This window comes from Lentzea sp. NPDC006480 (assembly GCF_040611995.1).
GTDB lineage: Bacteria > Actinomycetota > Actinomycetes > Mycobacteriales > Pseudonocardiaceae > Lentzea.
On the sequence record NZ_JBEXPJ010000078.1, the window covers coordinates 12,030 to 37,565 of the forward strand.

Annotated in this window: 30 protein-coding genes and 1 pseudogene; 22 read left to right on the plus strand and 9 right to left on the minus strand. The window is 68.4% G+C overall.

The window, feature by feature from the left end:
- Positions 1–59: 59 nt before the first annotated feature.
- Positions 60–1,553, minus strand: coding sequence for a glycerol kinase GlpK (glpK, locus tag ABZX92_RS27030; protein ID WP_355565036.1), 1,494 nt, complete (start codon positions 1,551–1,553; stop codon positions 60–62).
- A gap of 25 nt (positions 1,554–1,578) precedes the next feature.
- Positions 1,579–2,343, minus strand: a complete 765-nt coding sequence (locus tag ABZX92_RS27035) for an IclR family transcriptional regulator (protein ID WP_355564961.1) — start codon at positions 2,341–2,343, stop codon at positions 1,579–1,581.
- Positions 2,344–2,598: 255 nt separating this feature from the next.
- Between ABZX92_RS27035 and ABZX92_RS27040 the strand changes: the two genes are divergently transcribed.
- From ABZX92_RS27040 to ABZX92_RS27065, 6 genes are all read left to right on the plus strand, one after another.
- Positions 2,599–3,369: an MIP/aquaporin family protein gene (locus ABZX92_RS27040; RefSeq protein ID WP_355564963.1), complete on the plus strand. Its 771-nt coding sequence runs from the start codon at positions 2,599–2,601 to the stop codon at positions 3,367–3,369.
- Positions 3,370–3,403: 34 nt separating this feature from the next.
- Positions 3,404–4,921: a glycerol kinase GlpK gene (glpK, locus tag ABZX92_RS27045; protein WP_355564966.1), complete on the plus strand. Its 1,518-nt coding sequence runs from the start codon at positions 3,404–3,406 to the stop codon at positions 4,919–4,921.
- Positions 4,922–4,948: 27 nt separating this feature from the next.
- Positions 4,949–6,562, plus strand: a complete 1,614-nt coding sequence (locus tag ABZX92_RS27050) for a glycerol-3-phosphate dehydrogenase/oxidase (protein WP_355564968.1) — start codon at positions 4,949–4,951, stop codon at positions 6,560–6,562.
- 7 nt (positions 6,563–6,569) lie between these two features.
- Positions 6,570–6,866, plus strand: coding sequence for a hypothetical protein (locus tag ABZX92_RS27055; RefSeq protein ID WP_355564971.1), 297 nt, complete (start codon positions 6,570–6,572; stop codon positions 6,864–6,866).
- 155 nt (positions 6,867–7,021) lie between these two features.
- Positions 7,022–7,954, plus strand: coding sequence for a glycoside hydrolase family 6 protein (locus ABZX92_RS27060; protein WP_355564974.1), 933 nt, complete (start codon positions 7,022–7,024; stop codon positions 7,952–7,954).
- Between the two features lie 52 nt (positions 7,955–8,006).
- Positions 8,007–8,900: a lysyl endopeptidase gene (locus tag ABZX92_RS27065; RefSeq protein ID WP_355564978.1), complete on the plus strand. Its 894-nt coding sequence runs from the start codon at positions 8,007–8,009 to the stop codon at positions 8,898–8,900.
- 5 nt (positions 8,901–8,905) lie between these two features.
- Here the strand turns inward: ABZX92_RS27065 and ABZX92_RS27070 are convergent, their stop codons facing one another.
- On the minus strand, positions 8,906–9,307 hold the full coding sequence (locus ABZX92_RS27070; protein ID WP_355564980.1) for an SsgA family sporulation/cell division regulator: 402 nt from the start codon (positions 9,305–9,307) through the stop codon (positions 8,906–8,908).
- Between the two features lie 167 nt (positions 9,308–9,474).
- On the opposite strand from ABZX92_RS27070, the gene ABZX92_RS27075 reads away from it, so the two are divergent.
- Together ABZX92_RS27075 and ABZX92_RS27080 are read left to right on the plus strand one after the other, a co-directional pair.
- Positions 9,475–9,651 (plus strand): hypothetical protein, encoded by a 177-nt coding sequence (locus ABZX92_RS27075; protein WP_355564983.1) that lies wholly within the window; start codon positions 9,475–9,477, stop codon positions 9,649–9,651.
- Positions 9,648–9,941, plus strand: a complete 294-nt coding sequence (locus tag ABZX92_RS27080) for a GNAT family N-acetyltransferase (protein WP_355564984.1) — start codon at positions 9,648–9,650, stop codon at positions 9,939–9,941. The genes ABZX92_RS27075 and ABZX92_RS27080 overlap by 4 nt, the downstream gene beginning before the upstream one ends.
- Positions 9,942–9,943: 2 nt before the next feature.
- Here ABZX92_RS27080 and ABZX92_RS27085 read toward each other — a convergent pair whose 3' ends face one another.
- On the minus strand, positions 9,944–10,900 hold the full coding sequence (locus tag ABZX92_RS27085; protein WP_355564987.1) for a pirin family protein: 957 nt from the start codon (positions 10,898–10,900) through the stop codon (positions 9,944–9,946).
- A gap of 101 nt (positions 10,901–11,001) precedes the next feature.
- On the opposite strand from ABZX92_RS27085, the gene ABZX92_RS27090 reads away from it, so the two are divergent.
- The 5 genes from ABZX92_RS27090 to ABZX92_RS27110 are packed head-to-tail and all read left to right on the plus strand — an operon-like array spanning position 11,002 to position 14,850.
- Entirely contained in the window at positions 11,002–11,349 is a 348-nt protein-coding gene (locus tag ABZX92_RS27090; protein WP_355564990.1) for a hypothetical protein, read from the plus strand.
- Positions 11,350–11,373: 24 nt separating this feature from the next.
- Positions 11,374–12,705, plus strand: a complete 1,332-nt coding sequence (locus ABZX92_RS27095; protein WP_355564992.1) for a ferric reductase-like transmembrane domain-containing protein — start codon at positions 11,374–11,376, stop codon at positions 12,703–12,705.
- Positions 12,702–13,094, plus strand: a complete 393-nt coding sequence (locus tag ABZX92_RS27100) for an FMN-binding protein (protein WP_355564995.1) — start codon at positions 12,702–12,704, stop codon at positions 13,092–13,094. The genes ABZX92_RS27095 and ABZX92_RS27100 overlap by 4 nt, the downstream gene beginning before the upstream one ends.
- Positions 13,095–13,140: 46 nt before the next feature.
- A complete protein-coding gene (zapE, locus tag ABZX92_RS27105) occupies positions 13,141–14,010 on the plus strand; it encodes a cell division protein ZapE (protein WP_355564997.1) in 870 nt (289 codons plus the stop codon).
- A gap of 60 nt (positions 14,011–14,070) precedes the next feature.
- The gene (locus ABZX92_RS27110) at positions 14,071–14,850 is read left to right on the plus strand and encodes an ion transporter (protein ID WP_355565000.1); all 780 of its coding nucleotides are present in this window, start codon (positions 14,071–14,073) and stop codon (positions 14,848–14,850) included.
- A 60-nt stretch (positions 14,851–14,910) separates the two neighbouring features.
- Here ABZX92_RS27110 and ABZX92_RS27115 read toward each other — a convergent pair whose 3' ends face one another.
- Positions 14,911–17,742, minus strand: a complete 2,832-nt coding sequence (locus tag ABZX92_RS27115) for a right-handed parallel beta-helix repeat-containing protein (protein ID WP_355565002.1) — start codon at positions 17,740–17,742, stop codon at positions 14,911–14,913.
- A 530-nt stretch (positions 17,743–18,272) separates the two neighbouring features.
- Between ABZX92_RS27115 and ABZX92_RS27120 the strand changes: the two genes are divergently transcribed.
- The 6 genes from ABZX92_RS27120 (at position 18,273) to ABZX92_RS27145 (ending at position 21,985) form a co-directional block, all read left to right on the plus strand.
- A complete protein-coding gene (locus tag ABZX92_RS27120; RefSeq protein ID WP_355565005.1) occupies positions 18,273–19,115 on the plus strand; it encodes a geranyl diphosphate 2-C-methyltransferase in 843 nt (280 codons plus the stop codon).
- A complete protein-coding gene (locus ABZX92_RS27125) occupies positions 19,115–20,179 on the plus strand; it encodes a family 2 encapsulin nanocompartment cargo protein terpene cyclase (protein ID WP_355565008.1) in 1,065 nt (354 codons plus the stop codon). Before ABZX92_RS27120 ends, ABZX92_RS27125 begins: the two co-directional genes overlap by 1 nt.
- A gap of 82 nt (positions 20,180–20,261) precedes the next feature.
- On the plus strand, positions 20,262–20,504 hold the full coding sequence (locus ABZX92_RS27130) for a hypothetical protein (protein WP_355565010.1): 243 nt from the start codon (positions 20,262–20,264) through the stop codon (positions 20,502–20,504).
- A gap of 40 nt (positions 20,505–20,544) precedes the next feature.
- A complete protein-coding gene (locus tag ABZX92_RS27135) occupies positions 20,545–20,910 on the plus strand; it encodes a hypothetical protein (RefSeq protein ID WP_355565013.1) in 366 nt (121 codons plus the stop codon).
- 42 nt (positions 20,911–20,952) lie between these two features.
- Entirely contained in the window at positions 20,953–21,129 is a 177-nt protein-coding gene (locus ABZX92_RS27140) for a hypothetical protein (RefSeq protein WP_196778116.1), read from the plus strand.
- Positions 21,130–21,196: 67 nt separating this feature from the next.
- Positions 21,197–21,985 (plus strand): hypothetical protein, encoded by a 789-nt coding sequence (locus ABZX92_RS27145; protein WP_355565016.1) that lies wholly within the window; start codon positions 21,197–21,199, stop codon positions 21,983–21,985.
- Between the two features lie 45 nt (positions 21,986–22,030).
- Here the strand turns inward: ABZX92_RS27145 and ABZX92_RS27150 are convergent, their stop codons facing one another.
- Complete coding sequence (locus ABZX92_RS27150) at positions 22,031–22,348, minus strand: DUF6401 family natural product biosynthesis protein (RefSeq protein WP_355565019.1); 318 nt, start codon at positions 22,346–22,348, stop codon at positions 22,031–22,033.
- Between the two features lie 112 nt (positions 22,349–22,460).
- Here ABZX92_RS27150 and ABZX92_RS27155 point away from each other — a divergent pair, with 112 nt between their 5' ends.
- Entirely contained in the window at positions 22,461–22,787 is a 327-nt protein-coding gene (locus ABZX92_RS27155; protein ID WP_355565022.1) for a hypothetical protein, read from the plus strand.
- 56 nt (positions 22,788–22,843) lie between these two features.
- Positions 22,844–23,032, plus strand: a complete 189-nt coding sequence (locus ABZX92_RS27160; protein WP_355565025.1) for a DUF3072 domain-containing protein — start codon at positions 22,844–22,846, stop codon at positions 23,030–23,032.
- An 89-nt stretch (positions 23,033–23,121) separates the two neighbouring features.
- Here the strand turns inward: ABZX92_RS27160 and ABZX92_RS27165 are convergent, their stop codons facing one another.
- Positions 23,122–23,292: a hypothetical protein gene (locus tag ABZX92_RS27165; protein WP_355565027.1), complete on the minus strand. Its 171-nt coding sequence runs from the start codon at positions 23,290–23,292 to the stop codon at positions 23,122–23,124.
- A gap of 129 nt (positions 23,293–23,421) precedes the next feature.
- Here ABZX92_RS27165 and ABZX92_RS27170 point away from each other — a divergent pair.
- Positions 23,422–23,682, plus strand: a pseudogene (locus tag ABZX92_RS27170) (cytoplasmic protein); the annotation flags it as partial.
- Here ABZX92_RS27170 and ABZX92_RS27175 read toward each other — a convergent pair.
- Both ABZX92_RS27175 and ABZX92_RS27180 read right to left on the minus strand, forming a co-directional pair.
- The gene (locus ABZX92_RS27175; RefSeq protein ID WP_355565030.1) at positions 23,610–24,536 is read right to left on the minus strand and encodes a sensor histidine kinase; all 927 of its coding nucleotides are present in this window, start codon (positions 24,534–24,536) and stop codon (positions 23,610–23,612) included. The pseudogene ABZX92_RS27170 and the gene ABZX92_RS27175 sit on opposite strands and share 73 nt — an antisense overlap.
- Positions 24,533–25,348: an MEDS domain-containing protein gene (locus ABZX92_RS27180; protein WP_355565033.1), complete on the minus strand. Its 816-nt coding sequence runs from the start codon at positions 25,346–25,348 to the stop codon at positions 24,533–24,535. Before ABZX92_RS27180 ends, ABZX92_RS27175 begins: the two co-directional genes overlap by 4 nt.
- Positions 25,349–25,536: the final 188 nt, after the last annotated feature.

Below are 25,536 nucleotides of genomic sequence, written 5' to 3' on the forward strand. Positions count from 1 at the left end.
TACGGCGTCTGCAAGTACTACCAACTCGCAGTTGGTGGTACTCGCAGACGTCAAAAGTCCTAAGTGGAGGGGGTGGAGCGGGCCCAGGCGAAGGTGAGTTCCACGGCCCGCTTCCAGTTCGCGTACTCGTTTTCGCGGTGGTGGGCATCCATTGCCGGGTTCCAGCGCGCGGCCAGGTGCCAGTTGCGGCGGAGGCCTTCCAGGTCCGGCCAATATCCGGCGGCGAGTCCCGCGGCATAAGCGGCGCCCAGTGACACGGTCTCCGCGACCAGCGGCCGCGTCACCGGGATGTCCAGCACATCCGCGATGAACTGCATCAACAGGTGGTCGGCGGTCATCCCGCCGTCCACCTTCAACACCGGCGTCGGTACCCCGAGGTCGGCGTTCATCGCGTCGACGACCTCGCGCGTCTGCCAGCCGGTCGCCTCCAGCACCGCCCGCGCCAGGTGCCCCTTGTTGATGTACGAGGTCAGCCCGACGACGAGCCCGCGTGCCTGCGCGAGCCAGTGCGGCGCGAAGAGTCCGGAGAACGCCGGGACGATGTAGCAGCCGCCGTTGTTCTCGACCGTGCGCGCCAGCGTCTCGATCTCGGGCGCGGAGTGGATCAGCCCGAGGTTGTCGCGGAACCACTGCACCAGCGACCCGGCGACGGCGATCGAGCCCTCCAGCGCGTACGCCGGTTCGCCGCCGATCTGGTAGCCGATCGTCGTCAGCAGCCCGTGCTTCGACCGCACCAGCTCGTTGCCGGTGTTCATCAACAGGAAGCCGCCGGTGCCGTAGGTGCCCTTGATCGAGCCCTTCTCGAAGCACGTCTGGCCGAACAACGCCGCGTGCTGGTCACCCAGCGCCGCCGTGATCGAGATGCCCGGCACCACGCGCGTGGTCGTGCCGGAGATCTCGGTCGACGGACGGATCTCCGGCAGGATCGCCGCGGGCACCCCGAAGAAGTCCAGCAGCATCGGATCCCATTGCCGCGTCGAGAGGTTCATCAGCATGGTCCGCGACGCGTTGGTCACGTCCGTGACGTGCAGGCCGCCGTTGACGCCGCCGGTGAGGTTCCAGATCAGCCAGGTGTCCATCGTGCCGAACAGGACGTCGCCACGCTCCGCACGAGTGCGCAAACCGGCCACGTTGTCGAGCATCCAGCGCAACGAAGGCGCTGAGAAGTAGGTCGCCAAGGGCAGGCCGCAGCGTTCGCGAACTTCCTCGATGCCCGGCTGCTTCTCCAGCTGCGCAACGAGTTCCTCGGTCCGGATGTCCTCCCAGACGATCGCGCGCCCGACCGGGACCCCGGTGTGCCGGTCCCACAGCACGAACGTCTCGCGCTGGTTCGTGATGCCCAGCGCCACCACCTGCTCGGCGGTGATCCCGGCCTGCCGCAACGCCTGCGGCATGATCCGGTCGACGTTGCGCCAGATCTCCACGGCGTCCTGCTCGACCCAACCCGGCCGCGGGTGGTACTGCCGGTGCTCGCGCTGCGCGACCGCGACCAGCCGGGCGTTCTGGTCGAACAGGATGCAGCGCGTCGACGTCGTCCCCTGGTCGATCGCCATCACGAACCGTTGCACGGCGCGCCTTTCAGTTCTCGTCGACCAGGGACGTGGTTACGGACTCGGCGGCTTGGGCGACCTGCTTCACCAGCGTCGCGCGCGGCCGTCCGGCGGAGTCGCAGAGGCGGTCGGCCGGGCCGGAGATCCCGATCGCGCCGACGACCAGGCCGCCCGGAATGCGGATGGGCGCGGCGATGCTCGCTTCACCCGGCATGTACTCCTCGGCCTCACCCGCCCAGCCCTGCGCGCGCACCTCGGTCAGCACCCGTTCCAGCGCCTGGGTGCGCGTGATCGTCCTGCGCGTCAACGACGTCAGCTCCCGCCGGCGTGCGGCCGCCGACAGGTCCGGGTCGTAGGCGAGCAGCACCTTGCCCAGTGCCGTCGCGTGCAAGGGAAGCATCGCACCGATGCCGAGGGTCTGCACGGAGTCATCCGGCCGAAAAACGTGGTGCACGACGAGCACGGCGCCGTCGTGGTGCATGCCGATGCGGACCTCCTGGCCGGAGCGCGCGGCCAGCGTGTCCGCCCAGTTGATCGATCGGGAACGCAGCTCGTTCGCGTCGAGGTAGGACGTTCCCAGGTGCAGCAGGGCCGCGCCGAGCCGGTAGCGGCCCGTCGCCTGGTCCTGCTCGACGAACTCGACCCGTTGCAGCGTACGGAGAATCCCGTGCGCGGTGCCGCGCGCGAGACCGAGCGAGTCGGCTATCTCGGTGAGACCGTGGTGGCCGGAGCCACGCGCGAGCAGCCGCAGCACGGCTGCGGCGCGTTCGATCGACTGGATGGGTCCCGGCACGGCGGCAAACGTAATTGAGACGACCCGTGTCGGCAATGTCGAACAGCTCCGCACCTCCGATGACCTGGAGCGCTGTCGTAAAACCCCTGGAAAACCGCGGTTTTAGCGCAGAGTGACCGAGTGGTCACACGTCCGTGCCACGCAGGTGTCGACATTGTCGAAACGTGCCCGTTGAGCAGACGTGACCTGGCTCATTACGTTCCGCCTCAATCACCAGCGGGTGATCAGCCGTTCAAGGACGAATGGGAGGCCAGCGTGGGTCTCGGGTCAGTGTTCCTCAGCGAGGTGCTCGGTACGGGCGTCCTGCTGTTGCTGGGTGCGGGTGTGGTGGCGAACGTGCTGCTCGCCAAGTCGAAGGGTTTCGACGGCGGCTGGCTGTTGATCAACTTCGGCTGGGGCCTCGGTGTCTTCGCCGGTGTGTACGTCGCCTACAAGTCGGGCGCGCACCTCAACCCGGCGGTGACCGTCGGCATTCTGACCAGCGGTGCGGCCGAGTACGCCCCTGGTGTTCCTGTCGGCTTCGGCTCGACGGTCGTGTACTTCGCCGGTGAGATCCTCGGCGCGTTCCTCGGCGCCGTGCTGGCGTGGCTCGCGTACAAGCCGCACTTCGACGAGACGCCCGACGAGGGCCTCAAGCTGGCCGTCTTCTCCACCGGCCCGGCGATCCGCAGCTACGCCTGGAACCTCGTCTGCGAGGTCATCGGCACGTTCGTCCTGGTCTTCGTGATCCTCGCGTTCGCCAAGACGCCCTCGCAGCTCGGCCCGCTGGCCGCGGCGCTGCTGGTCGTCGGTATCGGCGCCTCGCTCGGTGGACCCACCGGCTACGCGATCAACCCGGCCCGCGACCTCGGCCCGCGCATCGCGCACGCCCTGCTGCCGCTCTCGTACAAGGGCACCGACGGCGAGGCTGCCAACACTGATCTGGCTGGCAAGAAGGACTCGGACTGGGGCTACTCCTGGATCCCCGTCGTCGGCCCGCTCGTCGGCGGTGCCATCGCCGGTGTCGTCGCCTCAATCGTGTTCTGACGCGTGTTCTGACCATCCTGAAAGGACAGTTTCGATGACGCAGTACGTTCTCGCCGTCGACCAGGGCACGACCAGCACGCGGGCGATCATCTTCGACCACAGCGGCTCCATCGTCTCCGTCGGCCAGAAGGAGCACGAGCAGATCTTCCCGCGCGCGGGCTGGGTCGAGCACAACCCGGTGGAGATCTCCGAGAACACCCGGTTCGTGATCGGCCAGGCGCTCTCCGCCGCCGACCTGAACACCGGTGACCTCGCCGCCGTCGGCATCACCAACCAGCGCGAGACCGCGGTGGTGTGGGACAAGAACACCGGCGAGCCCGTCTACAACGCGATCGTCTGGCAGGACACCCGCACGCAGGCGATCGTCGAGGAGCTCGGTGCTCTCGGCGGCGGTGCGGAGCGCTACAAGGCGAAGGTCGGCCTGCCGCTGGCGACCTACTTCTCCGGCCCCAAGATCCGCTGGATCCTGGACAACGTCGAGGGCGCCCGCGAGCGTGCCGAGGCGGGCGACCTGCTGTTCGGCAACACCGACACGTGGACGCTGTGGAACCTCACCGGCGGCCCCAACGGCGGTGTGCACGCCACGGACGTCACCAACGCGTCGCGGACCATGCTGATGGACCTCGACACGCTGCAGTGGGACGCCGAGATCGCCGGCGAGATGGGCATTCCGGTGTCCATGCTGCCGGAGATCCGTTCCTCCTCGGAGGTCTACGGCAACGGCGGCCCCGGCGGGGTGCTGAAGGGCGTGCCGATCGCGGGCATCCTCGGCGACCAGCAGGCCGCGACGTTCGGCCAGGCCTGCTACGAGCCCGGCACCGCGAAGAACACCTACGGCACCGGCAACTTCATGCTCCTGAACACGGGCACGGAGAAGGTCGCGTCGAAGAACGGTCTGCTCACGACGGTCTGCTACAAGATCGGCGACGAGGCTCCGGTGTACGCGCTGGAAGGCTCGATCGCGGTCACCGGTTCGCTGGTGCAGTGGCTGCGCGACAACCTCGGCATCATCTCGTCCGCGCCGGAGATCGAGACGCTCGCTCGTTCCGTTGAGGACAACGGTGGCGCGTACTTCGTGCCCGCGTTCTCGGGTCTCTTCGCGCCGTACTGGCGGGCGGACGCTCGTGGCGCGGTCGTCGGCCTCACGCGGTTCGTGAACAAGGGCCACCTGGCGCGTGCCGTGCTGGAGGCGACGGCGTTCCAGACCCGTGAGGTGCTGGACGCGATGAACGCCGACTCCGGTGTGCCGCTGACCGAGCTGAAGGTCGACGGCGGCATGGTCCAGAACGAGCTGCTGATGCAGTTCCAGGCGGACGTTCTCGACGTTCCGGTGGTGCGTCCGGTCGTCGCCGAGACGACCGCTCTCGGTGCCGCGTACGCCGCCGGTCTCGCGGTCGGCTACTGGTCGTCGCTGGACGAGCTGCGCGCCAACTGGGCAGAGGACAAGCGCTGGACGCCCGAGCTGGACGCCGACGAGCGCGAGCGCGAGTACCGCAACTGGAAGAAGGCAGTCACCAAGTCGTTCGACTGGGTCGACTCCGACGTCCGCTGAGTCTGGTTTCTTTCTTAGGAGCTGAAGGTGTTCGCAAGGCTGGATCCGGTTCGGCGTGCTGACTCTGTTGCCGCATTGGGCAACACGGAGTTCGACGTGCTCGTGGTCGGAGGTGGTGTGGTCGGCGCGGGCGCTGCTCTCGATGCCGCGTCCAGAGGCCTCTCCGTCGCGCTGGTCGAAGCACACGACTGGGCGGCGGGCACGTCGAGCCGGTCCAGCAAGCTCGTCCACGGCGGGCTGCGGTACCTGGAACAGCTGGAGTTCAAGCTGGTCCGGGAAGCTCTGAAGGAACGCGGCCTGCTGCTGCGCCGGCTCGCACCGCACCTGGTGCGGCCGGTGCCGTTCCTCTTCCCGCTGGAGAAGCAGTGGGAGCGCGCCTACGTCGGCGCGGGCGTGCTGCTGTACGACACGATGGGTGGCGCGGGTGCGGTGCCCATGCACCGGCACCTGTCCCGTTCCCGGATGGCTCAGGTCGGACCGTCTCTCGACGTGTCGAAGTTCGCCGGTGCGATTCGTTACTACGACGCGCAAATGGACGACGCGCGTCTCGTCCTGACCCTCGTGCGCACCGCCGCCCAGCACGGCGCCACGGTGGTGTCGCGGGCTCGGGTGACGTCCTTGACGCGGTCCGGTGGCCGGGTTTCCGGTGCCCAGGTCGAGGTGGACGGTTCGGTCGTCGAGGTGCGCGCCCGGCGGGTGATCAGCGCGACCGGTGTGTGGACCGACTCGCTGAACTCCCTTTCGCCGGGCACGCCGCCGTTCCACGTGCGGATGTCCAAGGGTGTGCACGTTCTCGTCGACCGCTCGAAGATCCAGCTCGACGGCGGGCTGATCACGAAGACCGAGAAGTCGGTGCTGTTCGTGATTCCCTGGGGCGCCTACTGGATCGTCGGCACCACGGACACGCCCTACTCCGGCGACCCGGCTGCTGTTTCCGCTACTTCCGAGGACGTTTCCTACATCCTCGACCACGTCAACGCCGTGTTGCGCGCGCCCATCTCCGTTGACGACGTCGTTGGTACCTATGCGGGTCTGCGGCCGCTGCTGGACGGCGCGTCCGGCGACACGTCCAAGCTCTCCCGTGAACACGCGGTGGCACAACCGGAACCGGGTTTCTTCGTGATCGCCGGCGGCAAGTACACGACCTACCGCGTCATGGCCGCGGACGTCGTGAACTCGGCCGTCGCCGGTCTGGGCCGCGCGGTCGCCCCGTCGCTGACCGCCCGGCTGCCGTTGTGCGGCGCGGTCGGCTACCAAGAGCTGTGGGCGGACCGGACTCGAGTCGCCGCCGAGTCCGGCCTGCCCACGTCCACTGTGGAGCGTCTGCTGAGGCGTTACGGCTCGGCGATCTCGGACGTGCTGGCCCTGATCGCACAGGATCCTTCGTTGGCCTCTGAAGTCGCGGGCTATCTGGCGGCGGAGTTCGTCTACGCGGTGACGCACGAGGGCGCCTTGGACCTCGAAGACGTGCTGGCTCGTCGCACGCGGATCTCCATGGAGCACCTGGACTTCGGCGCGTCCGTGGCCGAGCAGGTCGCTGATCTGATCGCGGGTCCGCTCGGGTGGACTGATGCCGAGCGCGATCAGGCCGTCAAGGCTTACCGCGCGAGCACCGAGTTGGCTGCCCAAATGGGAATGTGACAGTGAGATGGACAGCGCGGAGCTGATCGAGAGGTTGCGGCGAGAGGGCGGCTTCCGGCTGCTCCCGCTGCTGGGGAACACCGGGCAGGTCGCAGGGGTGCACCTGACCCGGTTCCTCCCCGGCGGTCACCTCGACGTGATCCAGGCGTGGGACGAACGGTGGGCGGCCTACGCTCGCCTGCCCGACGCCTTGGACGCCGGCACGCCGTTCCTGGGGCCGGTGGGCGGAATCGCGCGGAGTGGTGCGTTCGCGAGTGTGGTGGCTCCGCTGTTGCCGATCCAGTCGGGCCTGATCGCGCCGTGAAGCCGCGCTGAGGCGTGCCGCTGCCGTCCGGAATTGTCGGTGCCGCCGAGTAGGTTGGGATGCGAGGGGATCTCAGCCCGGGGGGACCCCTGCGGCAGCCTGCCGATTCAACCGCGGCTAACCACCCCTTAAGCGCCGCACGCCAGCCTGCGAGCATGATGAGAGCACTCGCGCTGGTCCTGCTGGCCGTCGTCGCCGCCGCCCCGGCCGCCCATGCCGCCAGCCCCGTCAGCCTGACCGACGGCTTCTACGTCGACCCGGACTCCAACCCCGCCGTGTGGGTGCGCGACCACGCGAGCGACGGCCGTCAGCCCGCGATCAAGGCGAACATCTCGACCAGGCCGATCGCCCGCTGGTTCGGCGCCTGGAGCGGCGACATCAAGGCTGCCACCAGCGCGTATGTCGGCAGGACCGGCTCCAAGCTGCCCGTCCTGGTCGCCTACAACATTCCCGGCCGGGACGCGTGCGGCGGCCACTCCGGCGGCGGCGCGGGCACGCCCGAGGCCTACCGGGCGTGGATCTCCAAGTTCGCCGAGGGCATCGGCACCCGGCCCGCGGTCGTGGTGATCGAGCCGGACTCGCTGGCCGACTTCAACTGCCTGGACAACGCCAAGATCGCCGAGCGCACGGCGATGATCAGGTACGCCACCGAGCAGCTCAAGGCCAAGGCGCCCAACACGTGGGCCTACCTCGACGCGGGCAACGCGCAGTGGGTCCCGGCGAACACCATGGCGACCAGGCTCGACGCGGCCGGCGTGCGCAACGTGCGCGGCTTCTCGATCAACGTTTCGAACTACCACACCACGGCCGCCTCGACGGCGTACGGCAACGACGTCAGCGGCAACCTGCCCGGCTACACCAAGCCGTACGTGATCGACACCAGCCGCAACGGCAACGGGCACAACGGTGAGTGGTGCAACCCCGGTGGCCGCAAGCTCGGCACCACGGCCCGCACCGGTGGTGGCGCGGAGATGTTGTTGTGGGTCAAGGTGCCCGGCGACTCGGACGGCAAGTGCGGCAAGGCACCGAACGTCGAAGCCGGCAAGTTCGACCCGCAGCTGGCCTACGACCTCATTTACGGCTACTGACCGGCTCGCTATGTTGGGGAGCAGGCCGCCGCCTGACGAAGGGACATTCGTGATGAGGCGGCCCCTGCTCCCCGCTCTCCTCGCCGTCGTGCTCGCACTCTGTGCGTTCAGCGCTCCGGCCACCGCACAACAGGCGTCTCGGTCGGCGATCTACGGCGGCGGCCCGTTCTACGCCGACGGCCAGGCCGTGATGAACACCCTGCGCGCCTCCGGGTTCACCACCGTGATCCTCTGGAGCTTCCACGTCCACGCCAACGGCGACCTCGTCTACAACGACATCCCGGTCGTGCAGAACGGCCGGTACGTCGGCGACGCAGGCTGGCCCGCGCGGTTGCGGACGCTCAAGCAGGCACCCACGTCGGTCAACCGGATCGAGGTGTCGATCGGGGCCTGGGCGGTGCCGGACTGGGAGAACATCTCGAAGCTGATCAGCTCGCAGGGCACCGGCCCGTCGAGCATCCTGTACCGCAACTTCCAGGCCTTGAAGACCGCCACGGGCGCCGACGCGATCAACAACGACGACGAGTCGTTCTACCAGGTCGGTCCGACGGCGGCGTTCGCGCGGATGGCCGTCGGGCTGGGGTACTCGAAGTTCACGCTGGCGCCGTACACGAACCAGTCGTTCTGGGCGAGCCTCAAGAACAACCTCGGCGGCACGATCGTCGACCGCGTGTACCTGCAGGGGTACGCGGGAGGGTCCGGCAACAACCCGGCCACGTGGAACTCGGCGCTCGGGATGAAGGTGGATCCCGGGCTGTGGAGCAAGAACGGCTCGGGGTGCTCGTCGGGTGACTCGCCCGCGACGGTCCAGAGCAAGATGCGGTCGTGGCGCAACTCCGCCGGGATCGTCGGCGGTTTCATGTGGCTCTACGACGACATGAAGAAGTGCTCTGCCCAGGGGACCGCGCAGCAGTACGCGACCGCGATCCGCAACGGCGTCAGCTAGTCAGCTCAGTCGAGCAGCTTGCGCAGCTCGGCCTCGAAGTCGAAGTGGTCGTTCTCGTGACCGGGGGCGACCACGTCGTAGGTGGAGTTGAGGAACTCCTGCAGCTCGGAGGAGCGCACGTGGAAGACCGCGTGCGACACGTCGGAACGCAGTTCGAGCACGGCGGTCGTCGAGTTGTACGGCTTGAGGCGCACGTCGCCGGCGCCGGCCGTGGTGATGAGACCGTCGGCGAGCAGGTCGCGGCTGACCAGCCACACCGTCTCCTGGCGTCCCATCCGGAACGTCAGGGTCACGGCGTGCGGGTCGTCGGCGCGGTAACCGAGCTCGACCTCGACGGGCATGGGGCGCCCGGACGGGGCGATGAAGGCGAAGACGGACTCGGCGCCCACTCGTGTCACGTTCGTCATGCCCCCTTAGACGCGTGGCAACCTTCGTGGATGCCTCGCTCAGGAAAAGCGATCAGAACGTGATTTTCAATGGTCCTGAAGTATGACTTTCGACATGGAAGCCGTGGTGTAGCCAATTCGGCACGCAAAGTGATGAGCCCTGCTTGAATGGCCGCATGATCATCCAGGTGAGACTGCGGAGGATGACGGCGGACGAGTACCGCGCCGCCACCGAACATCGCGAGGCCGAGTCGGTGCGGCTGCTCGGCAGGGTGATGCCGGAGGAGCTCGCGCTGCAACGGGTGCGCCCGGCACCGCGAGGTTCCTGCCCGACGGCCTGGACACGGCCGGGCATCACCTGGTGACGGCGGAGAACGAGTCCGGCGAGGCGGTGGGGAACGCTTGGATCGGCCCTGACCCCGGGCAGGTCTCGGGCACGGCGACGTCGGCGTGGTTGTACGACGTCAACGTCTTCGAGCCGCACAGGCGGCGCGGATACGGGTCCGCCATTCTCGCTGCCGCCGAGGCGCTCATCGCCCGCGAGGGCAAGACGGCGCTGGGCTTGAACGTCGCCGGGGACAACGAGGCTGCGATCGGGCTGTACCGCAGCAACGGCTACGAGGTGGAGTCGATGGTCATGCGGAAGGAGACGTAGCGCTAGGCAGGGTTGCCACGCGGACGCAGGCGGCCACCGGGAAGCGGTGGTGCGGGCAGGCGGTCGCCGACGTAGCCCTCGACGCGGCCGAACCTGTCGGTCTCCGCCTGCCATTCGTCTCGATAGGCGACGATCTCGTCGTGGGTGCGGCCCACGAAGTTCCACCACATCACGATCTCCTCGCCGAACGGCTCGCCGCCGAGCAGCACAACCCTTGCGCCGTCGCGAGAAGACAAGGTCAGCGTGCTGCGGCCGGTGCCCGCACAGCCCAACGCGCCGGGGGTGAGAGCGGTCTCCTGGAACGTCACGTCGCCGGTGTCGAGCAGGACGCCGTGCTCGAACTCGGGCAGCACGTCGAGCGAAATCGTTGCCCCCGCGGGCAGCACGATCTCCGCGCCGAGCAGTGGTGTGAACGTGGTCACAGGCGAGGTCGATCCGGCCAGTTCGCCGAGGAACACGCGTATCGAGACGCCGTCGAGAAGAACGGTCGGCGGGGCGTAGTGCTGGAAGTTCCGCGGGGCGTCGCGGTGGGCGTCGGGCAGGGCGAGCCAGAGCTGCACGCCGTGGAGAACGGTGGAGGCGTCGGTCGACACCTCGGAGTGGGCGATGCCGCGGCCGCCGGTCATCAGGTTCAGCTCGCCGGGACGCACGAACGCGTGCACGCCGTGGCTGTCGCGGTGCTCGATCTCGCCGGTGAACAGCCAGCTGACCGTCTGCAGGCCCGTGTGTGGGTGCGGGGCCACGTCCATGCGGACTTCGTCGGGGCCGTAGTGGTCGCAGAAGCACCACGCGCCGATGAGCGAACGCTGCTTCTGCGGCAACGTACGGCGCACCGACATCGCGCGCGGACCGCCCAGCGGCACGTCCCGCGGCTCCAGGACCTCGACGGATCCCAGCAGAGACCCACGCTGTGACGAGGTGCAGGTGACTTCCGCGGGCTCGGCCTCGACATTGCTCACGCCGCTGATCGTAAGCGGTTCAGGTAGCTCACAGCTGGCTCTGCTGCTGCCTTCAGGCTCGTTGCTGAGGATGGGACGGGTCGAGAGCGAGGAGCCGCCTGATGGAACCCGACCCGAACAGCCCCAGCGGATCCCGGTGGGAGCCGGGCCCGGCCACGACCACTGCTACGAGCACGGGCACCGCGGAGCCACCGGTTCAGGAGGTGAAGCCCGCACGGCGGATCACCGGGCCGATCATCGCCGGGGCGCTCGGCCTCGCGGTGCTGACCGGAGCCGGCGGGTTCGCGCTGGGCCACGCGGTGAGCGACACCGGCACGAACCAGGTGCGCCAGGACGACCAGCAGCCCGGCCAGGGCCAGTTCCCCGGCGGCAGGCAGGGCAGGGGAGACGGCAGGTTCGGCACTCCGCCGGGTGAGCAGGACGACCAGCAGCCGGGCCAGGGGACATAGGGAATGACTGCGACCCTTGCGCCCGTGCGAAGACGTCCGCTTGACGCGGGCGCACGGGTCGTTGCCACCGCGGTGCTGTGGGCCGGGCTGCTGCTCGTCACGTACTGGTGGGCGGCCGGCGGCGGCATCACCGACCTCGGCGTGTGGGAGACCGGCCTGAACTCGCTCGGCAGGCTCACCGGGCTGATCGGCTCGGATCTGCTGCTGGTGCAGGTGCTGCTGATGGCACGGTTGCCGCTGCTGGAACGGGCGTTCGGCCAGGACCGGCTGGTCGCGGTGCACCGCAGGGCCGGCTTCACCTCGTTCAACCTCGTGCTGGCCCACCTGGTGCTGATCACGTGGGGCTACGCGGCCGGTGATCTGACGCGGACGCCGGGGGAGTTCTGGGACCTCGCCACGGACTACCCGGCGATGCTCCTCGCGCTGGCGGGCACCGGGTGCCTGATCCTCACCGTCGTCACGAGCATCCGGGCGGCGCGGGCGAAGCTGCGATACGAGTCGTGGCACCTGCTGCACCTCTACGGCTATCTCGGCGTCGGACTCGCGTTGCCGCACCAGCTGTGGACCGGCCAGGAGTTCCTCACCTCGGCCGCCGCCACCGTGTACTGGTGGAGCCTCTGGGCGGCAGCCGCGACCGGGATCCTGGTATGGCGGATCGGGGTGCCGTTGTGGCGCAGCGCCCGGCACCGGCTGCGGGTGACGTCGGTGGTGCCGGAGGGCGGCGACGTCGTCTCGGTCTACCTGGCCGGGCGCGACCTGGACCGGCTCCCGGTGCGGGCCGGGCAGTTCCTCGGCTGGCGGTTCCTGAACCGCAGCGGCTGGACGCGCGGCAACCCGTACTCGCTGTCCGCCGCGCCCGACGGCCGCAGCCTGCGGATCACCGTGCGGGCGGAGCTGAACGGGGTGGTTGCCGGCACACCGGTGCTGTTCGAAGGCCCGTTCGGCAGGCTGACCGAACGGGTGCGCACCCGGCGAGGGGTGGCGTTGATCGGGGCGGGCGTCGGGGTGGCGCCGTTGCGCGCGCTGGCCGAGGAGCTCGACTACGCGCCCGGTGAAACCGTGCTGTTGCACCGCTTCCGGGACCGTCCGCTGTTCGCGCGCGAGTTGGACGTGCTGGCGCGCGAACGCGGACTGCGTGTCGTCGATCTGCCCGGCCGCCGCCGGTCGCCGAAGTCGTGGCTGGGCGGCTGGGCGCCGATCGACGACGTGACCGCGCTGCGGCAGCTGGTGCCGGACATCGCCGAGCGCGACGTCTACGTCTGCGGGCCCGCGCCATGGGCGGAAGCGGTGCGCCGGGCCGCGAGCGCCGCGGGTGTGCCGGAAGAGCGGTTCCACGTCGAGGAGTTCAGCTGGTGACGCGAATTCTGATCTGGCTCATCGGCACCGCCACCGGCTTGGTGCTCCTGTTCGGGTACCGCACTTCGTTGTCAGGGCCCACGACCGCGACGACTCAGCCGCTCGCGTCGTCCGCGGGCACCGTGACCGGACCTGCGGTCGACACCCGCTGGGGTCCGGTGCAGGTCGCGATCACGGTGGACGGCGGCAAGATCACCGCGGTCACCGTGCCGCGATACCCCGATGGCAACCGCAAGGACGAGCAGATCAACGCGCGCGCGTTGCCGATCCTCGTGCAGGAGACCCTCGACGCGCAGAGTGCGGACATCGACACCGTGAGCGGCGCGACCGTGACCAGTGAGGGATATCTCGAATCCCTGCAGGCCGCACTGGACCAGGCAGGCCGGTGATCTTTGTAGGCTGCCTGCGGGGGTAATGGTGGATCTTCGCGCACACGTGGTGAAAAGCGGATACGAGCTCGACGAGGCGCAGCTGCGGGCCATCGGGCGGCTCCAGGAGCTGGGGGAGCGGCGCCGGGGTGTCTACCTGCACGGGCCGGTCGGCCGTGGCAAGAGCTTCCTCGCGGACGCGTTCTTCGAGGTGCTCCCGGCGAAACGCAAGCGGCGCGTGCACTTCCACGCGTTCTTCCAGGAGCTGCACGCCCGCATCTCGGCCAGGCTGCACGAACGCGGTGCGGTGAAGAAGGCCGTCGACGAGCTGATCGGGCGGGCGGACGTGCTGGCGTTCGACGAGTTCCACCTGCACGACATCGGCGACGCGATGCTGATGACCAGGCTGCTGGAGGCGTTGCGAGCGAGCCGGACGATGGTCGTCGCGACGTCCAACTACCCACCGGACGGGCTGCTGCCGAACCCGCTGTACCACGACCTCTTCCTGCCGGGCATCGCGCTGGTCAAGGAACTCATGGACGCCGTCGAGCTGACCGGCGGCCCTGACTACCGGTTGCTGCGCGGCCGTCCGAGGTCGCGGTTCGAGACAGGCGCGATCTGCACCACAGCCCCGGAGACCACCGGCGACCAGCTCTGGTTCGACTTCGGTGACCTGTGCGAGAAGCCGACGTCGACGCAGGACTACCTGGAACTGGCGAAACGGTTCGACGACTGGGTGATCACGGCGGTGCCGCGACTCGAAACGGTTGACCGCGAGGCACAGCAGAGGTTCGCGAACGTCGTGGACGTGCTGGTGGACAAGGACATCCGGCTGACCCTGGTGAGTGACCACCCGCTCCACGAGATCGTCGGAGGCAACTCACTCGACCTCGCCCGCACCGCGAGCCGCCTGGAGCTGATCAACACCACCGGGTGAACAGCTCGGCACCGCGCACGCCGATAGAGCCCTTGTCCCCCTGGCAAGGAGTTGTGAGGCATGACGTTGCGCGCCCGCATCGGCGAGGTAGTCGAGAGCACGCGGTTCCAGTGGATGATCATCTGCGTGATCGTCGTCAACGCGATCACGCTGGGAGCCGAGACCTCACCGTCCCTGGTGGAGAAGAACGGCGATCTGCTCAGCACGATCGACCACCTGGCGCTCGCGATCTTCGTCGCCGAGCTCGCCGCCCGGCTGTACGCGTTCGGCTGGCGGTTCTTCCGCGACCCCTGGAACGTCTTCGACTTCGTCATCGTCGCGGTGGCGCTGCTGCCCGCCGCCGGGCCGCTGTCGGTGCTGCGGTCGATGCGGATCCTGCGGGCGCTGCGGCTGGTGGCGATGGTGCCGAGCATGCGCCGGGTCGTCACCGCGCTGGTGAAGTCGGTGCCCGGCCTGATCTCGCTGACCGGCCTGCTGACGCTCCTGCTCTACGTCGGCGGCGTGATCGCGAGCAACCTGTTCGGCGACACCGGCGACCCGCGGTTCGCCGACCTCGGCTCGACCCTGCTGACGCTGTTCCAGATCACCACCGGCGACGGCTGGTCGGACGTGATGCGCGACCTGATGGTGCACCAGCCGCTCGCGTGGATCTTCTTCCTCTGCTACCTGATGGTCGGCACGTTCACGATGCTCAACCTGTTCATCGCCGTCGTGTGCAGCGCGATGGAGTCCGACATCCAGCACGTGCCCGCACCCCGTGCCGCGACGCACGACGACCTGCTGCTGCAGGAGATCAGGGCGCTGCGGGACGAGGTGCGGGCACTGAAAGCGACTGTGTAGCCAGGGATCCCGATCGGCGACGCCGCCGTACACCGATCGGGACCCCTGCAACCCCCGCTGTTACGGGGTGACCGGGACGTTCGTCAGGCCCTTCTTCGCACGGGACACCGTGTTCGAGGCGTGGACGACGTTCGGGCTGGCCTTGCACTTCGAAGTGGACGAGACGTAGATCGCGTACTCGCCGACGTTGCCGAGGTCGGACTTGTTGTTGCGCCACACGTTGCCGCAGCCGTTGGCGAACGAGGGTGTCGTGCTCGGGTTGTGGGTCTCGTAGCCGTTCGCGAAGACGCCGGGCGAGGCGAAGGTGCCCGTGTTGTTCTCGATCCGGTAGTTGAAACCCTTCACGTCGATCCACGAGTCGCCGGAGTTCGCGCCGCTGATGCCGGTGCCGTTGAACGTGTTGCCGCTGATCAGGCCGCTCTGCGTGCCTTCCTTGACGTCGATGTGCTCGGCGGCGACGTTCGGGCCGATCTTGTTGCCCAGCACCTGCACGCGGTCCGACCTGTCGACTCCACCGGAGTTGCCGTGACACTTCCAGTTGGAGTTCGCGGATCCGATGTAGACGCCCTCGCCGTAGTCCTTCGTCACGACGCCGGTGTCGGTGATCGTCGAGTTCTTGATCACGCCGTCCGCGGAGGAGCGCCGGAAGTGCACGCCTTCCTCGTCGGTCTTTCGCACGGTCACGCCGTCGATCGTCACGTGGTGGGAGTTGTCGAGGATGATGCCCTTCTTGGACTCCGCGACGGTGATTCCCTTGATGTTCCAGTACGGCGCGTTGTACAGCCACAGGCCGTACCCCGAGTCCCAGCCCGCGGTCGGCACCGGGCAGGAGGGCGGGTCACCGGACGGGCCGTCGTTGATCAGCACCGCGGACGACGGGCCGGTCAGGGTGATCGGGTTGCTGGACGTGCCGGCCTTCTGCGTGACGAACGAGCCGCGGTAGGTGCCGGCCGTCAACGAGATGGTGTCACCGGGCTTCGCGGTGGCCAGTGCGGTCTTCAGCTGGTCAGCGTTGGACACGGGAATCGTGGCCTGCGCGGAGAAGTCGCCGGAGAAGCCCGCGGTCCCCGCTCCGCCTGCGGTGAAGCCGGCCGGGATGTTCGTGAGGAACAAGGACTTCGCCGAGTCCGATTTGGACACGTCGACACCGTGGCCGCCGGTGTAGTCGCGCTGCTCGTTCTTCGCCCAGTCCGCGATGGCCGTGCCGCCGACGTCGAGGTGTTTGTAGGCGGTGCCGTTCCAGCCGAACTGGTAGATCCTCTGCTTGTCCGGGTAGAACGGCTGGTACGCGCCGCCGGTGGACAGCTGCTTCGTCATGTCGTTGTTGAAGAACACGTTGCGCGGCCCGGATGCGCCCGACCACTTGACGGCCTTCTTGCCGGCGCCCCACCAGATCGGGAACCAGTTCGAGTCGTCGGGCCCGCCGCCGCCTTCCTCACCGCAGTTCGCGCGGCAGTTGCCGGAACGGTGCCCGTACGAGACCTTGACGCTGTTGTTCTCGAACAGGTTGTTGCGTTCCCAGCCGCCGTGCAGGTTCAGATCGGAGTCGAAGTCGTTGCCCACCACGACGTTGCCCGACGCGGACCACTGGAAGGTGAAGTGCCGCAGGTTGCGCGAGATGTTGCCGGCGTAGAGCGAGTCCCACACCCGCGAGCCGCGGAAATAGCCGTTGCCGCCCTTGCCCTTGTTCCACGACCCGTCGAGGTAGTTGTCGACGATCTGCAGGTTCTTGGCCTCCTCGGTGACGATCGGGTGCGACCCGGTCATCTCCGCGCGGATGCCCCTGACCCACGAGTTCGCCGCCCACTTGAAGACGATGCCGTGCATTTCGTCGGCGGGAGCCATGTTGCCGTAGTTGTCGACGGCCTCGGCGGGGTTGAGGTTCGGCATCGCCTGCGTGAAGCCGAAGTTCTCGAAACCCACGCCGAGGACCGGGTCCACCAGCGGCGACACCTTGGAGTCGTATGTCGCCCCGTCAATCGCCGGTGAACCGTCCGAGGTGGAGTTGACCGGAACGTCGAACTCCAGTGGTTTGTCGAGCGTGACCGTCGTGCCCGAGACGGAGGCGACGGTGAAGATCTGCTGGCGCATGTGCATGTTCAGCATCGGCCACTCGGTGCCCGTCGCGAACTGCTGCTCGTAGAACTTGACCGAGTTGGCGGCCCGGACGTTCACGAGCATGCCCGCCTTGATGGTGCTCGCGGACGCGACCTTGATGGTCCTGTCGCCGGTCCTGGCCGCCGCGGCCACCTTGGCGCCCGCCTTCCAGTGCACGTTGACCGTGCCCTCGAAGATGTCCTTGCGGTTCGCCGGCGCCGACTTGTAGTCGCCGGCATAGCTCGGATGCACGCCGCGCGACTGGACCCGGAACAGACCGCGGCCCGGCCACAGCCAGCCGCCCTTGCCCTGCCCGTAAGTCATCCCGTCCTCGTCCCAGTCCGAGCCGTCGGGCGTGAGGGCGTCGTACCGGGTGTTGGCGTCGGGCGTGTAGACGATCTTCGTAGTGGTCGCGCCCGCACCCCTGATGATCAGGTAGTCCGCGTCCACGTGCACCTCGTGCGACACCTTCAGCTCACCGGCCGGCAGTGTGATGAGGCTGAGCTTCGAATAGCTCGCGCTCGGGGAACACTGCGTCCGGATCGAGTCGATCGCTGCCTGCAGTCCGGCGGTGTCGTCGGCAGCGTCATTCGGGCGGACGTTGAACTGGGAGCTGAGTTCGGCGGCGGTGATCTGACAGCTCGCGCTCGGGTTGACGTCATTCTTTCCGGGCAGCACGCCATTGCCGCGATATCCCGCCTTCGACCAGTCGTACAGGCCGGAAATAGGGGAACGTCGATTGCCTGACGAGACGTCCAGGCCGGTGAGCGCAGGTGCGGCCACCGACGTCGTCACGGGTACGGCGAGTGAACCGATTAGGAGCAGACTTAGCAGGGGTATGGAGGTCGGCTTCATTGATGACCCTCGTTCAGCAGGGCGGGGCTATTTCTTTGTAGTCGAAGGTTGCATATGTGTCAAACATTCACATTCTTGAATAGAGTAATACTGACAAGGTTTTCAATAACGGTTTTCTGACTCACTGATCAGTTCGCCGGGCAGCTCACAGGTCTGAATCGTGTGAGCCAGTCGGGTCGGCCGCGACCCGAGTGGGGGACGAGCGGCTCTCGCGTCTGGAGTACCGGGTTTTTTCCTGCGTGACGTGGAATCTCGCCCGTTCTGTCATCCGGATGGACGCACGGAACCCACGACAGTGGGGGTACCGGCGAGGTAGATCGGGTCAGTCAGGCCCACTTCAGCGCGCCATTTGGCACACCCATTCGTGTCCGAACCAACCCTGAACGGCGGATCGCCGCCTGGGCCGACAGCTGCAAAGGTCGGTTGCTGTTCGGCAGCGAGCGTTCCAACGAACAGGAGCACGACAGGTCATGGCGAGCCCCACTGTGAAGCCGGTTCTGCGCACCGACTACCAGCGTTCCGTCGCGGACTACTGGAACAAGGAGAAGGACCCGGTCAACATCAAGCTGGGTGAGGTCGACGGCCTCTACCACCACCACTACGGGCTCGGTGCGTACGACCCTGCCGTGCTGCGGATGGGCGACGAAGCGATCATCGCCGAGATGCACCGGCTCGAGACCGCGCAGGCCGAGGTCCTGCTGGACGCGTTCGGGCAGCTGCCGGCCACCCCCCACCTGATGGACGGCGGATCCGGCCGCGGCGGCACGAGCTTCATGGCCAACGCCCGGTTCGGCGCGACGATCGACGGCGTCAGCATCTCCGAGGAGCAGGTGGCGTTCGCGAACAACCAGGCGGTCGAGCGCGGTGTCGCCGACCAGGTCCGGTTCCACTTCAAGAACATGCTCGACACCGGCTTCGAGACCGGCTCGTTCAACGGCATCTGGACCAACGAGACCACGATGTACGTGGACCTCCAGCAGCTGTACGGCGAGTTCGCCCGGCTCATCGCGCCCGGCGGCCGGTACGTGTGCATCACCGGCTGCTCCAACGACCTGACCGGGCTGCGGTCGCGCGAGGTCAGCCAGATCGACCAGCACTACATCTGCAACATCCACCCGCGCAGCGAGTACTTCAAGGCGTTGGCGGACAACGGTTTTGTGCCGATCAGCGTGGTCGACCTGACGCCGGAGACCATCCCGTACTGGGAGCTGCGAGCCCAGTCGTCGGTCGCCACCGGCGTCGAGGACCCGTTCCTGACGGCCTACAAGGAAGGCAGCTTCCACTACCTGCTGATCGTCGCGGACCGCATCTGATGAAGGACCTCCTCACCGGGCCGTCCGGGCTGGGCACATCCGCTGCCCGGCTCGGGCGGTCCGAGGCCGTGGAGCTGCCACCGCAACCCGGCTACGCGGAACGGCCGTGGGGCGACGGGACCGCGCCGCCGATGTACGTGCCGGTGGTCGAACGCGAGAACGACCTGCTGGCGGCCGCCGTCGACGAACGGCTCATCGCGTGGGCCGGCGACTGCGGTTTCGAGGAGCCGGAACGGTTCCTGGGCGGCAGGTTCGGCCGTCTCGCCGTGCTGACCCACGTGGACACCGACGACGTCGAGCAGTTGCTGATCGCGGCGAAGCTCAACGCGGCGTGGTGGGCCGCCGACGACCTCTACGCGGACGACACCGAGATGGGCGCGATCCCGGCCGAGCTGTCGCCGCGCCTGGCGCTGGCGATGGCCGCGATGGACCCGGTGGCGCCCGCCGCCGAGTTCACCGTCGAGCTGGAGGAGCGGCTGGCGGCGGATCCGGTGCTGGTCGGGCTGCGGTCCGGCATCGGGCACCTGGCGTCGCGCAGCACACCCACTGTGGTGCAACGGGTCTGCTACTCGACGTTCGCGATGTTCGTGTCGTGGGGCGCGTACGCGGCGTGGCGGCACACCGGCAACTACCCGCCGGCGTGGCAGTACCTCGCGACCCGGCAGCACGACACGTTCTACACGTCCATGACGCTCATCGACGCGGTGGGCGGCTACGAGCTGCCCGCGCCGCTGTACTACGACCCGCGCGTGCGGCAGCTGCTCACGGCCGCGGGCACGGCGTCGGTGATCGTCAACGACCTGGTGTCGGTGGAGAAGGACGCCGCCGACGAGAAACCGGTCTGCAACATGGTGCTGCAGATCGCGGCGGACCGGGAGTGCTCGATCGCCGAGGCCACGGCGCGCACGGTCGAGCTGCACAACCAGCTGGTCCGAGACTTCGAGGCGGGGCACAAGGCGCTACTCGCGGTGCCGTCGGTGGAACTGCACCGGTTCCTGAAGGGCGCCAAGGCCTGGATGGGCGGCGGCTTCGAGTGGCACACCACCCACCCGCGCTACCAGTAGCGCTCGGCTGGACCGCAGCTGCGCTCTCCGCGTGCGACGGGGCGACCACTGCCTGGCCGCCCCGTCGTCACGAGGAGCATCCGTGCTGCTGCGAGTCGCGATCGTCGCTCTGCTGCTGTTCGTGCCGGTCGTCCCCGATCTGGCCGCGTTCGTGTCCAGTCGTGAGGATCTTGCCGCGGCACGTTCCGCGTGGGCAGCCGACTCCGGTGGCGGGCACACTTGTGCAGTCGTTGAACAACAACAACTACGCGTGCTGGGCGACCGTGTCTCCCGGACTGGTGCCGGACTCGAACGGGTCGCAGCAGGCCGAGTTCCTCGGTGGTGAGCCGTACCGGTTCCGGTACCGCGCGCCTTCCGGTTCGGTCGTGACCGAGGTGACCGTCGGCGACCGGATCGTGCGATCGGTGCGGGCGACTGCGGCGGCTTCTGAACAGAGTCCTTTGGTGGTAAGGGATTCCGACACCATCGCACTCGACTCGCGCGGTCTGACGCTGACCCGTGGCCGGGTGGTGGTGCGGTTCGACCGGGCGCAACAGCTCGATCCAGCGCTGCGTCCGGTGTCGACGATCACCTGTCCAGGTCGCCGCATGATCATCGTCACCGTGCCGCGCAACGGGATCCCCACCCGGCGATCTCAGTCCGTTAGTCCACAATGGACTGTCGTTTCACTCTTATGTCGCAACGCCGCAGCGCATGTTCGCGCAGCTCGCGGGGTATTCGTTGATCCCTGAACCTGCCGGCCGATCTGCTCACACCGTGAGGGAGTGGTTGTGATGGCACATGTCCGTCGTCTCGTCGACGTCCACACCGGTGACGAGTTCGATCAACCGGTTCCCTTCGGTCTGGTGTACCCGGTGTGCACAGCGGACGGCGCGGCGCCTCCCAGCCAGCGCGGGCGGACGTGGGAGCACCTCATGGCGAGCGACCGGGAGTTGCGGCCCGTCGTGTGAAGCGTTGTCCCACCGGGTATTGCCCGGTGGGACGCCCGGTCGGGCGCCCGTGTGAAGGGAGCTCGACATGGACTTCGGACAAGGGCTGACCGACGCCTGGCGGGCGGTGGCGACGTTCGTGCCCAAGCTGGCGGCCTTCCTGCTGATCCTGGTGATCGGCTGGTTCGTCGCCAAGGCGGTGGCCAAGCTCATCGACAAGGTGCTCGAGCGGGTCGGGTTCGATCGGCTCGTCGAGCGCGGCGGCATCCGGCAGATGCTCTCGCGCAGCAAGTACGACGCTTCTGATCTGCTGGCGAAACTCGTCTTCTACGCGTTGCTGCTGATCACGTTGCAGATCGCGTTCGGCGTGTGGGGCCCGAACCCCGTCTCGGAGCTGTTGACCGCCATCGTGGCGTGGCTGCCCAAGGCTGCGGTCGCGATCATCATCGTCGTGGTGGCCGCGGCGATCGCCCGTGCCGTCAAGGACTTCATCGGCAGCGCGCTCGGCGGTCTGTCCTACGGCGGCACGCTCGCGAACATCGCGTCGGTGTTCATCTGGGCGCTGGGCATCATCGCGGCGCTCAACCAGATCGGTGTCGCCACCACGGTGACCACGCCGGTGCTGATCGCCGTGCTCGCGACGGTCGGCGGCATCCTGGTCGTCGGTGTCGGCGGTGGCCTGATCGGCCCGATGCAGCAGCGGTGGGAGAACTGGCTGGGACGCGCGGAGCGGGAGCTGCCGCAGGCCCAGGCTCAGGCCGAGGCGTACCAGCGCGGCCGTGAGGACGCGGTCCGTGCCCGCGCGGAGACCGAGACGGTCGCGCGTGAGGTTCCGGTTGAGGACCCGATCACCACCACGAGGCCGGACGTCCGCTGACTGACCTTCCGGACGAGGCGCACCCGATGTGGTGCGCCTCGTTTTTCATGCGTTGGACAGCGGCCTGGTGTCGTGGAGGTGAGCGAGCTGGCAGACCGCCATGAGCCGCACGCCGATCCACGACGCCGGTGTCCACTCGGGCTCGATCTCCAGCAGCCCGCGCGCGTAGGAAGTGAGCAGCACGACCGCGGCCACCGTGCCCGCACCCTCCACGCCGAACACCAGGATGTCGCGCACCGCGGCGGCGTGCTGGTCGACCTCGGCCAGCAGCGCGGGCGTGACGGCGAGCGCCGCCCACCGCGCCACGCCGATCCGGTCGGACAGCTCGGAGATCCACTGCCGGGCCCTGTTCTCACCACGCATCTCGCCACGGTAGCGAAATCCCGTTAAACCCCGGTTTGACGGCGCTCGAGCCGGGTACTTCCTCGTGTTGCGTCAAGCAGTCGGCGCCGAGATTCGGCTGTGGAGGCGAGTGATGACGCTCGACGACATTTCGTTGCGACAGGTGCGCGTGACCGCGTTGGAGAAGCTGGACAACGCCGTGTGCACAGCGCTGACCAACATCGAGGCGGACGTGGCCCGCAAGTGCCTGAACGAGGCGCTGACCGACTGCGCCGCGACCGGCACCACCGTGCCCGCAGAGGTCCTGGCCTGCGTCGAAGCGGCCGACGAGCACCTCGGCTACAGCGAGCGGATGGAGGCGCGAACCCTGCTGACCGTCGCCCACCGCATGCTGGCCCGCGTGCCCAGGCCGGTTCTGCCGAGCCCCTCGACCCCCGGCGACGTGATGCTGCGCGGGTGATTGATCCACGGCCGTCCCGGGTATTCGAACGCGCGTTCGGATGAAAGGGGACGGCCGTGAACCGCACGCCGGAGAAGGACCCGCAGGACTGGACGACCGGTGACGAGCCCATGACCGGTCCGCAGGAGTCCTACCTGCACACACTCGCCCAGGAAGCGGGCGAGGAGGTGCCGGACGACCTCACCAAGGTGGAGGCGTCCCAGCTCATCGACCGGCTCCAGGAGAAGACCGGCCGGGGGACCTGACCGTGCTTGGAGGAGCGGGCGGCGGAGGCTGACAGCTCCCGCCGCCCGCTCGGCGATCTACCGCTTCTTCGCCACCACCCGGACCGGCTTCAGCTCGGAGTCGGCCGGGTCAGGCAGTTCCATCCCGGCGGCGCGTCCGTTGCGCACGTGGTCGAGCACTCCCGAGTGATCACCTCACCGGGCAGGATCGCGGGCGCGCCCGGCGGGTACGGCGTGGTCATCTCGGCGGCGGTCAACGCCTGCAACGCCTCGACCGGCACGCTCGCGGAGCGGTGGTCGTCGGCGTGGGTGAGGTGGGTGACGACGCGCCGGTGGTCCGACAGCCCGAGGGTGAGCGCTGGTGCTCGCGCAGCCTCGGCCTCGGGTTCCTCGACACGCGCGAGGCGACCGTGAGGTCGGATCTGGCGCGGGCCGAGGACATCACGGTGGTGCGCACGCAGGACGAGCTCGCGCCGGCGGGAGCCCTGCCTCGCTGGCTGGGCGACGAGGAGCTGTACCGCAGTCATCAGTCGGCCTTGGTGCGCAAGGATCTTGAGCACTACCGGCGGTTCTTCCCGGACGTGCCGGACGATCTTCCCTACGTGTGGCCGGATCCGCCGACGCTCACCCGGACGGTGAACCCGTCCTCGTCACGGCCCATCGACACGTAGTCGCACGTGCGGTGCAGGATCCACAGCCCGAGCCCGGCCGACCGCGTGGCCGTGGTCGGGATCAGTCCGGTCATCGGGTCCACAGGGCCGGATCCGTTGTCCGTCGCCGCCACCACCACGCGCGAGTCGTCCGCCCACAGCCGGAACCGCACCGGGGCCACGCCGTGGCTCAGGCCGTTCGTGACGATCTCGTTCGCCGCGTACACGACGTCGTGCGCGTTGTCCTCGGTGAGCCGGGTGCCCACGATCGCCGCGCTGACCGCCTCGCGCACGGCGGCGGGCGTCGGGTCGACCAGCGAGACCTGCGGCGTGGCTCGTTCCAGCACGTCGGGGACGGGCCTGCTGAGCGGCAGGCCGTTGCCGAACTCGGGGCTGGGCAGGTGCTCGCCGGGCACCGTCGCGATGTACTCGTGGGTGCGCGCGACGTCGGCCAGCACCTCGGACGGGGTGATCCTGGTGTCGTACGGGCACAGGCCCCACAGCGGGAACTCCGCGAACGCCTGGTTGACGGCGTTCTCGTAGCGGCCCCACCAGTCCCACGGGACGCCGAAGCCGGGATGCGGCACGTCGCCGACCGTGCGGATCTGGGTCGCGCCCGCTTTGGCGTACTCGCCGAAGATGTCGCGGTACGTGGCGATCGCGTCGGCCGGTCTGGCGTACTGGTCGGCGCCCGGCAGGTAGGTGACCGCCTCGTCGTGGCCCAGTGCGCCGCGCAGCAGTGCGGTGTTCTTCTCGGCGCACGCGATCAACGTCGGCTGGCCGTCCCGCAGACCTCCCTCCACGAACGGCACCGCGATCGTCAGGAAGTCGTCATCCGAACCGTAGAAGGCGGTTTCGTGGTAAAAGCCCGTCATCTGACGCACTCCACGTCGTCGAGCCCGAGCACCGACACCAGGCGTGTCAGCGCCGAGTTCTCCGATCGCACCACGAGCGTCGCCTCGTTCGCGCGCGCATGTTCCCGCAGCGCGAGCAGACCGTGGTGGTCGATGAACCGCAGTGTGGTGGCGTCGACGTGGAGCTCGCCGTTCTCGGGCGTTGTGCTCTCCAGTGCGAGCGACAGCAGTTCGTGGCTCACCCAGTCGATCTCGCCGTCCAGTGCGATGCCGTCCGTCGTGGCGTGCAGGCGGAACGGCGCGGGCGGGGTGTTGTTGATCGGATGCAGCGCGCTGAGCCGCACGACCACCGGTTCGGGGAGCTCCGAGCGGTCGTAGGCGCACATGGCGGAGAACGGTTCTGTGGTCATGTACCTGTCGATCAGGTGCTCGTAGCGGCAGAACGCGTCGAGCGAGTCCGGCGTGCGCACCAGCGCCGTCGCGTCCGCGGCCACCCTCAGCCCGGCGAACCCGTCCTGCACGGCGGTGCGGGTGGCTTCGGCGTACGCGTCGACCTGGTCCTCGGGCGTGACCGGCGTGCCGTAGCGCGACTCCAGGGAGATCACCTCGGCCCGGCCGTCCCGCAACGCCTCGACGAGCACGGGTTCGGTTTCCAGATCCGCGGCCAGGTCGTCTCCGTGAGCGACGTAACACGCGCGCTGCCCCTGCTCCAGGCCGTCGACGAGGAACCCGGCCGCCCGCGCGCGGAACTCCGCGAAGTCGTCGAAAGGCCAGCAGAGGTGGTCGTTCGGGTGCAACCCGACGACGACGTCGGTGACACCGGACGTGCGCATGGGTTCGGATCCTACGCCCGGTGTCCGTGGTCTGATCGGGGGAACCTGCCCGCCGATCGGCAGTCGCTCCCGGACTGCGCTACGGTCAGACGGGGTTGAGCAGGCAGCCCGCGCCACGAACACCCGCCGCATCGTCTCGGAACTCCCGAACCCGGCCTCGCGTGCGGTCTGCGCCACCCCGTGCCCGG

Excerpts from the sequence above, each read along its gene's own strand:
- glpK (WP_355565036.1), bottom strand. The coding sequence starts at position 1,553 with ATGGCGATCGACCAGGGGACGACGTCGACGCGCTGCATCCTGTTCGAC.
- glpK (WP_355564966.1), top strand. The coding sequence starts at position 3,404 with ATGACGCAGTACGTTCTCGCCGTCGACCAGGGCACGACCAGCACGCGG.
- ABZX92_RS27055 (WP_355564971.1), top strand. The coding sequence starts at position 6,570 with ATGGACAGCGCGGAGCTGATCGAGAGGTTGCGGCGAGAGGGCGGCTTC.
- ABZX92_RS27060 (WP_355564974.1), top strand. The coding sequence starts at position 7,022 with ATGATGAGAGCACTCGCGCTGGTCCTGCTGGCCGTCGTCGCCGCCGCC.
- ABZX92_RS27065 (WP_355564978.1), top strand. The coding sequence starts at position 8,007 with ATGAGGCGGCCCCTGCTCCCCGCTCTCCTCGCCGTCGTGCTCGCACTC.
- ABZX92_RS27070 (WP_355564980.1), bottom strand. The coding sequence starts at position 9,307 with ATGACGAACGTGACACGAGTGGGCGCCGAGTCCGTCTTCGCCTTCATC.
- ABZX92_RS27090 (WP_355564990.1), top strand. The coding sequence starts at position 11,002 with ATGGAACCCGACCCGAACAGCCCCAGCGGATCCCGGTGGGAGCCGGGC.
- ABZX92_RS27110 (WP_355565000.1), top strand. The coding sequence starts at position 14,071 with ATGACGTTGCGCGCCCGCATCGGCGAGGTAGTCGAGAGCACGCGGTTC.
- ABZX92_RS27120 (WP_355565005.1), top strand. The coding sequence starts at position 18,273 with ATGGCGAGCCCCACTGTGAAGCCGGTTCTGCGCACCGACTACCAGCGT.
- ABZX92_RS27125 (WP_355565008.1), top strand. The coding sequence starts at position 19,115 with ATGAAGGACCTCCTCACCGGGCCGTCCGGGCTGGGCACATCCGCTGCC.
- ABZX92_RS27140 (WP_196778116.1), top strand. The coding sequence starts at position 20,953 with ATGGCACATGTCCGTCGTCTCGTCGACGTCCACACCGGTGACGAGTTC.
- ABZX92_RS27145 (WP_355565016.1), top strand. The coding sequence starts at position 21,197 with ATGGACTTCGGACAAGGGCTGACCGACGCCTGGCGGGCGGTGGCGACG.
- ABZX92_RS27150 (WP_355565019.1), bottom strand. The coding sequence starts at position 22,348 with ATGCGTGGTGAGAACAGGGCCCGGCAGTGGATCTCCGAGCTGTCCGAC.
- ABZX92_RS27155 (WP_355565022.1), top strand. The coding sequence starts at position 22,461 with ATGACGCTCGACGACATTTCGTTGCGACAGGTGCGCGTGACCGCGTTG.
- ABZX92_RS27175 (WP_355565030.1), bottom strand. The coding sequence starts at position 24,536 with ATGACGGGCTTTTACCACGAAACCGCCTTCTACGGTTCGGATGACGAC.
- ABZX92_RS27180 (WP_355565033.1), bottom strand. The coding sequence starts at position 25,348 with ATGCGCACGTCCGGTGTCACCGACGTCGTCGTCGGGTTGCACCCGAAC.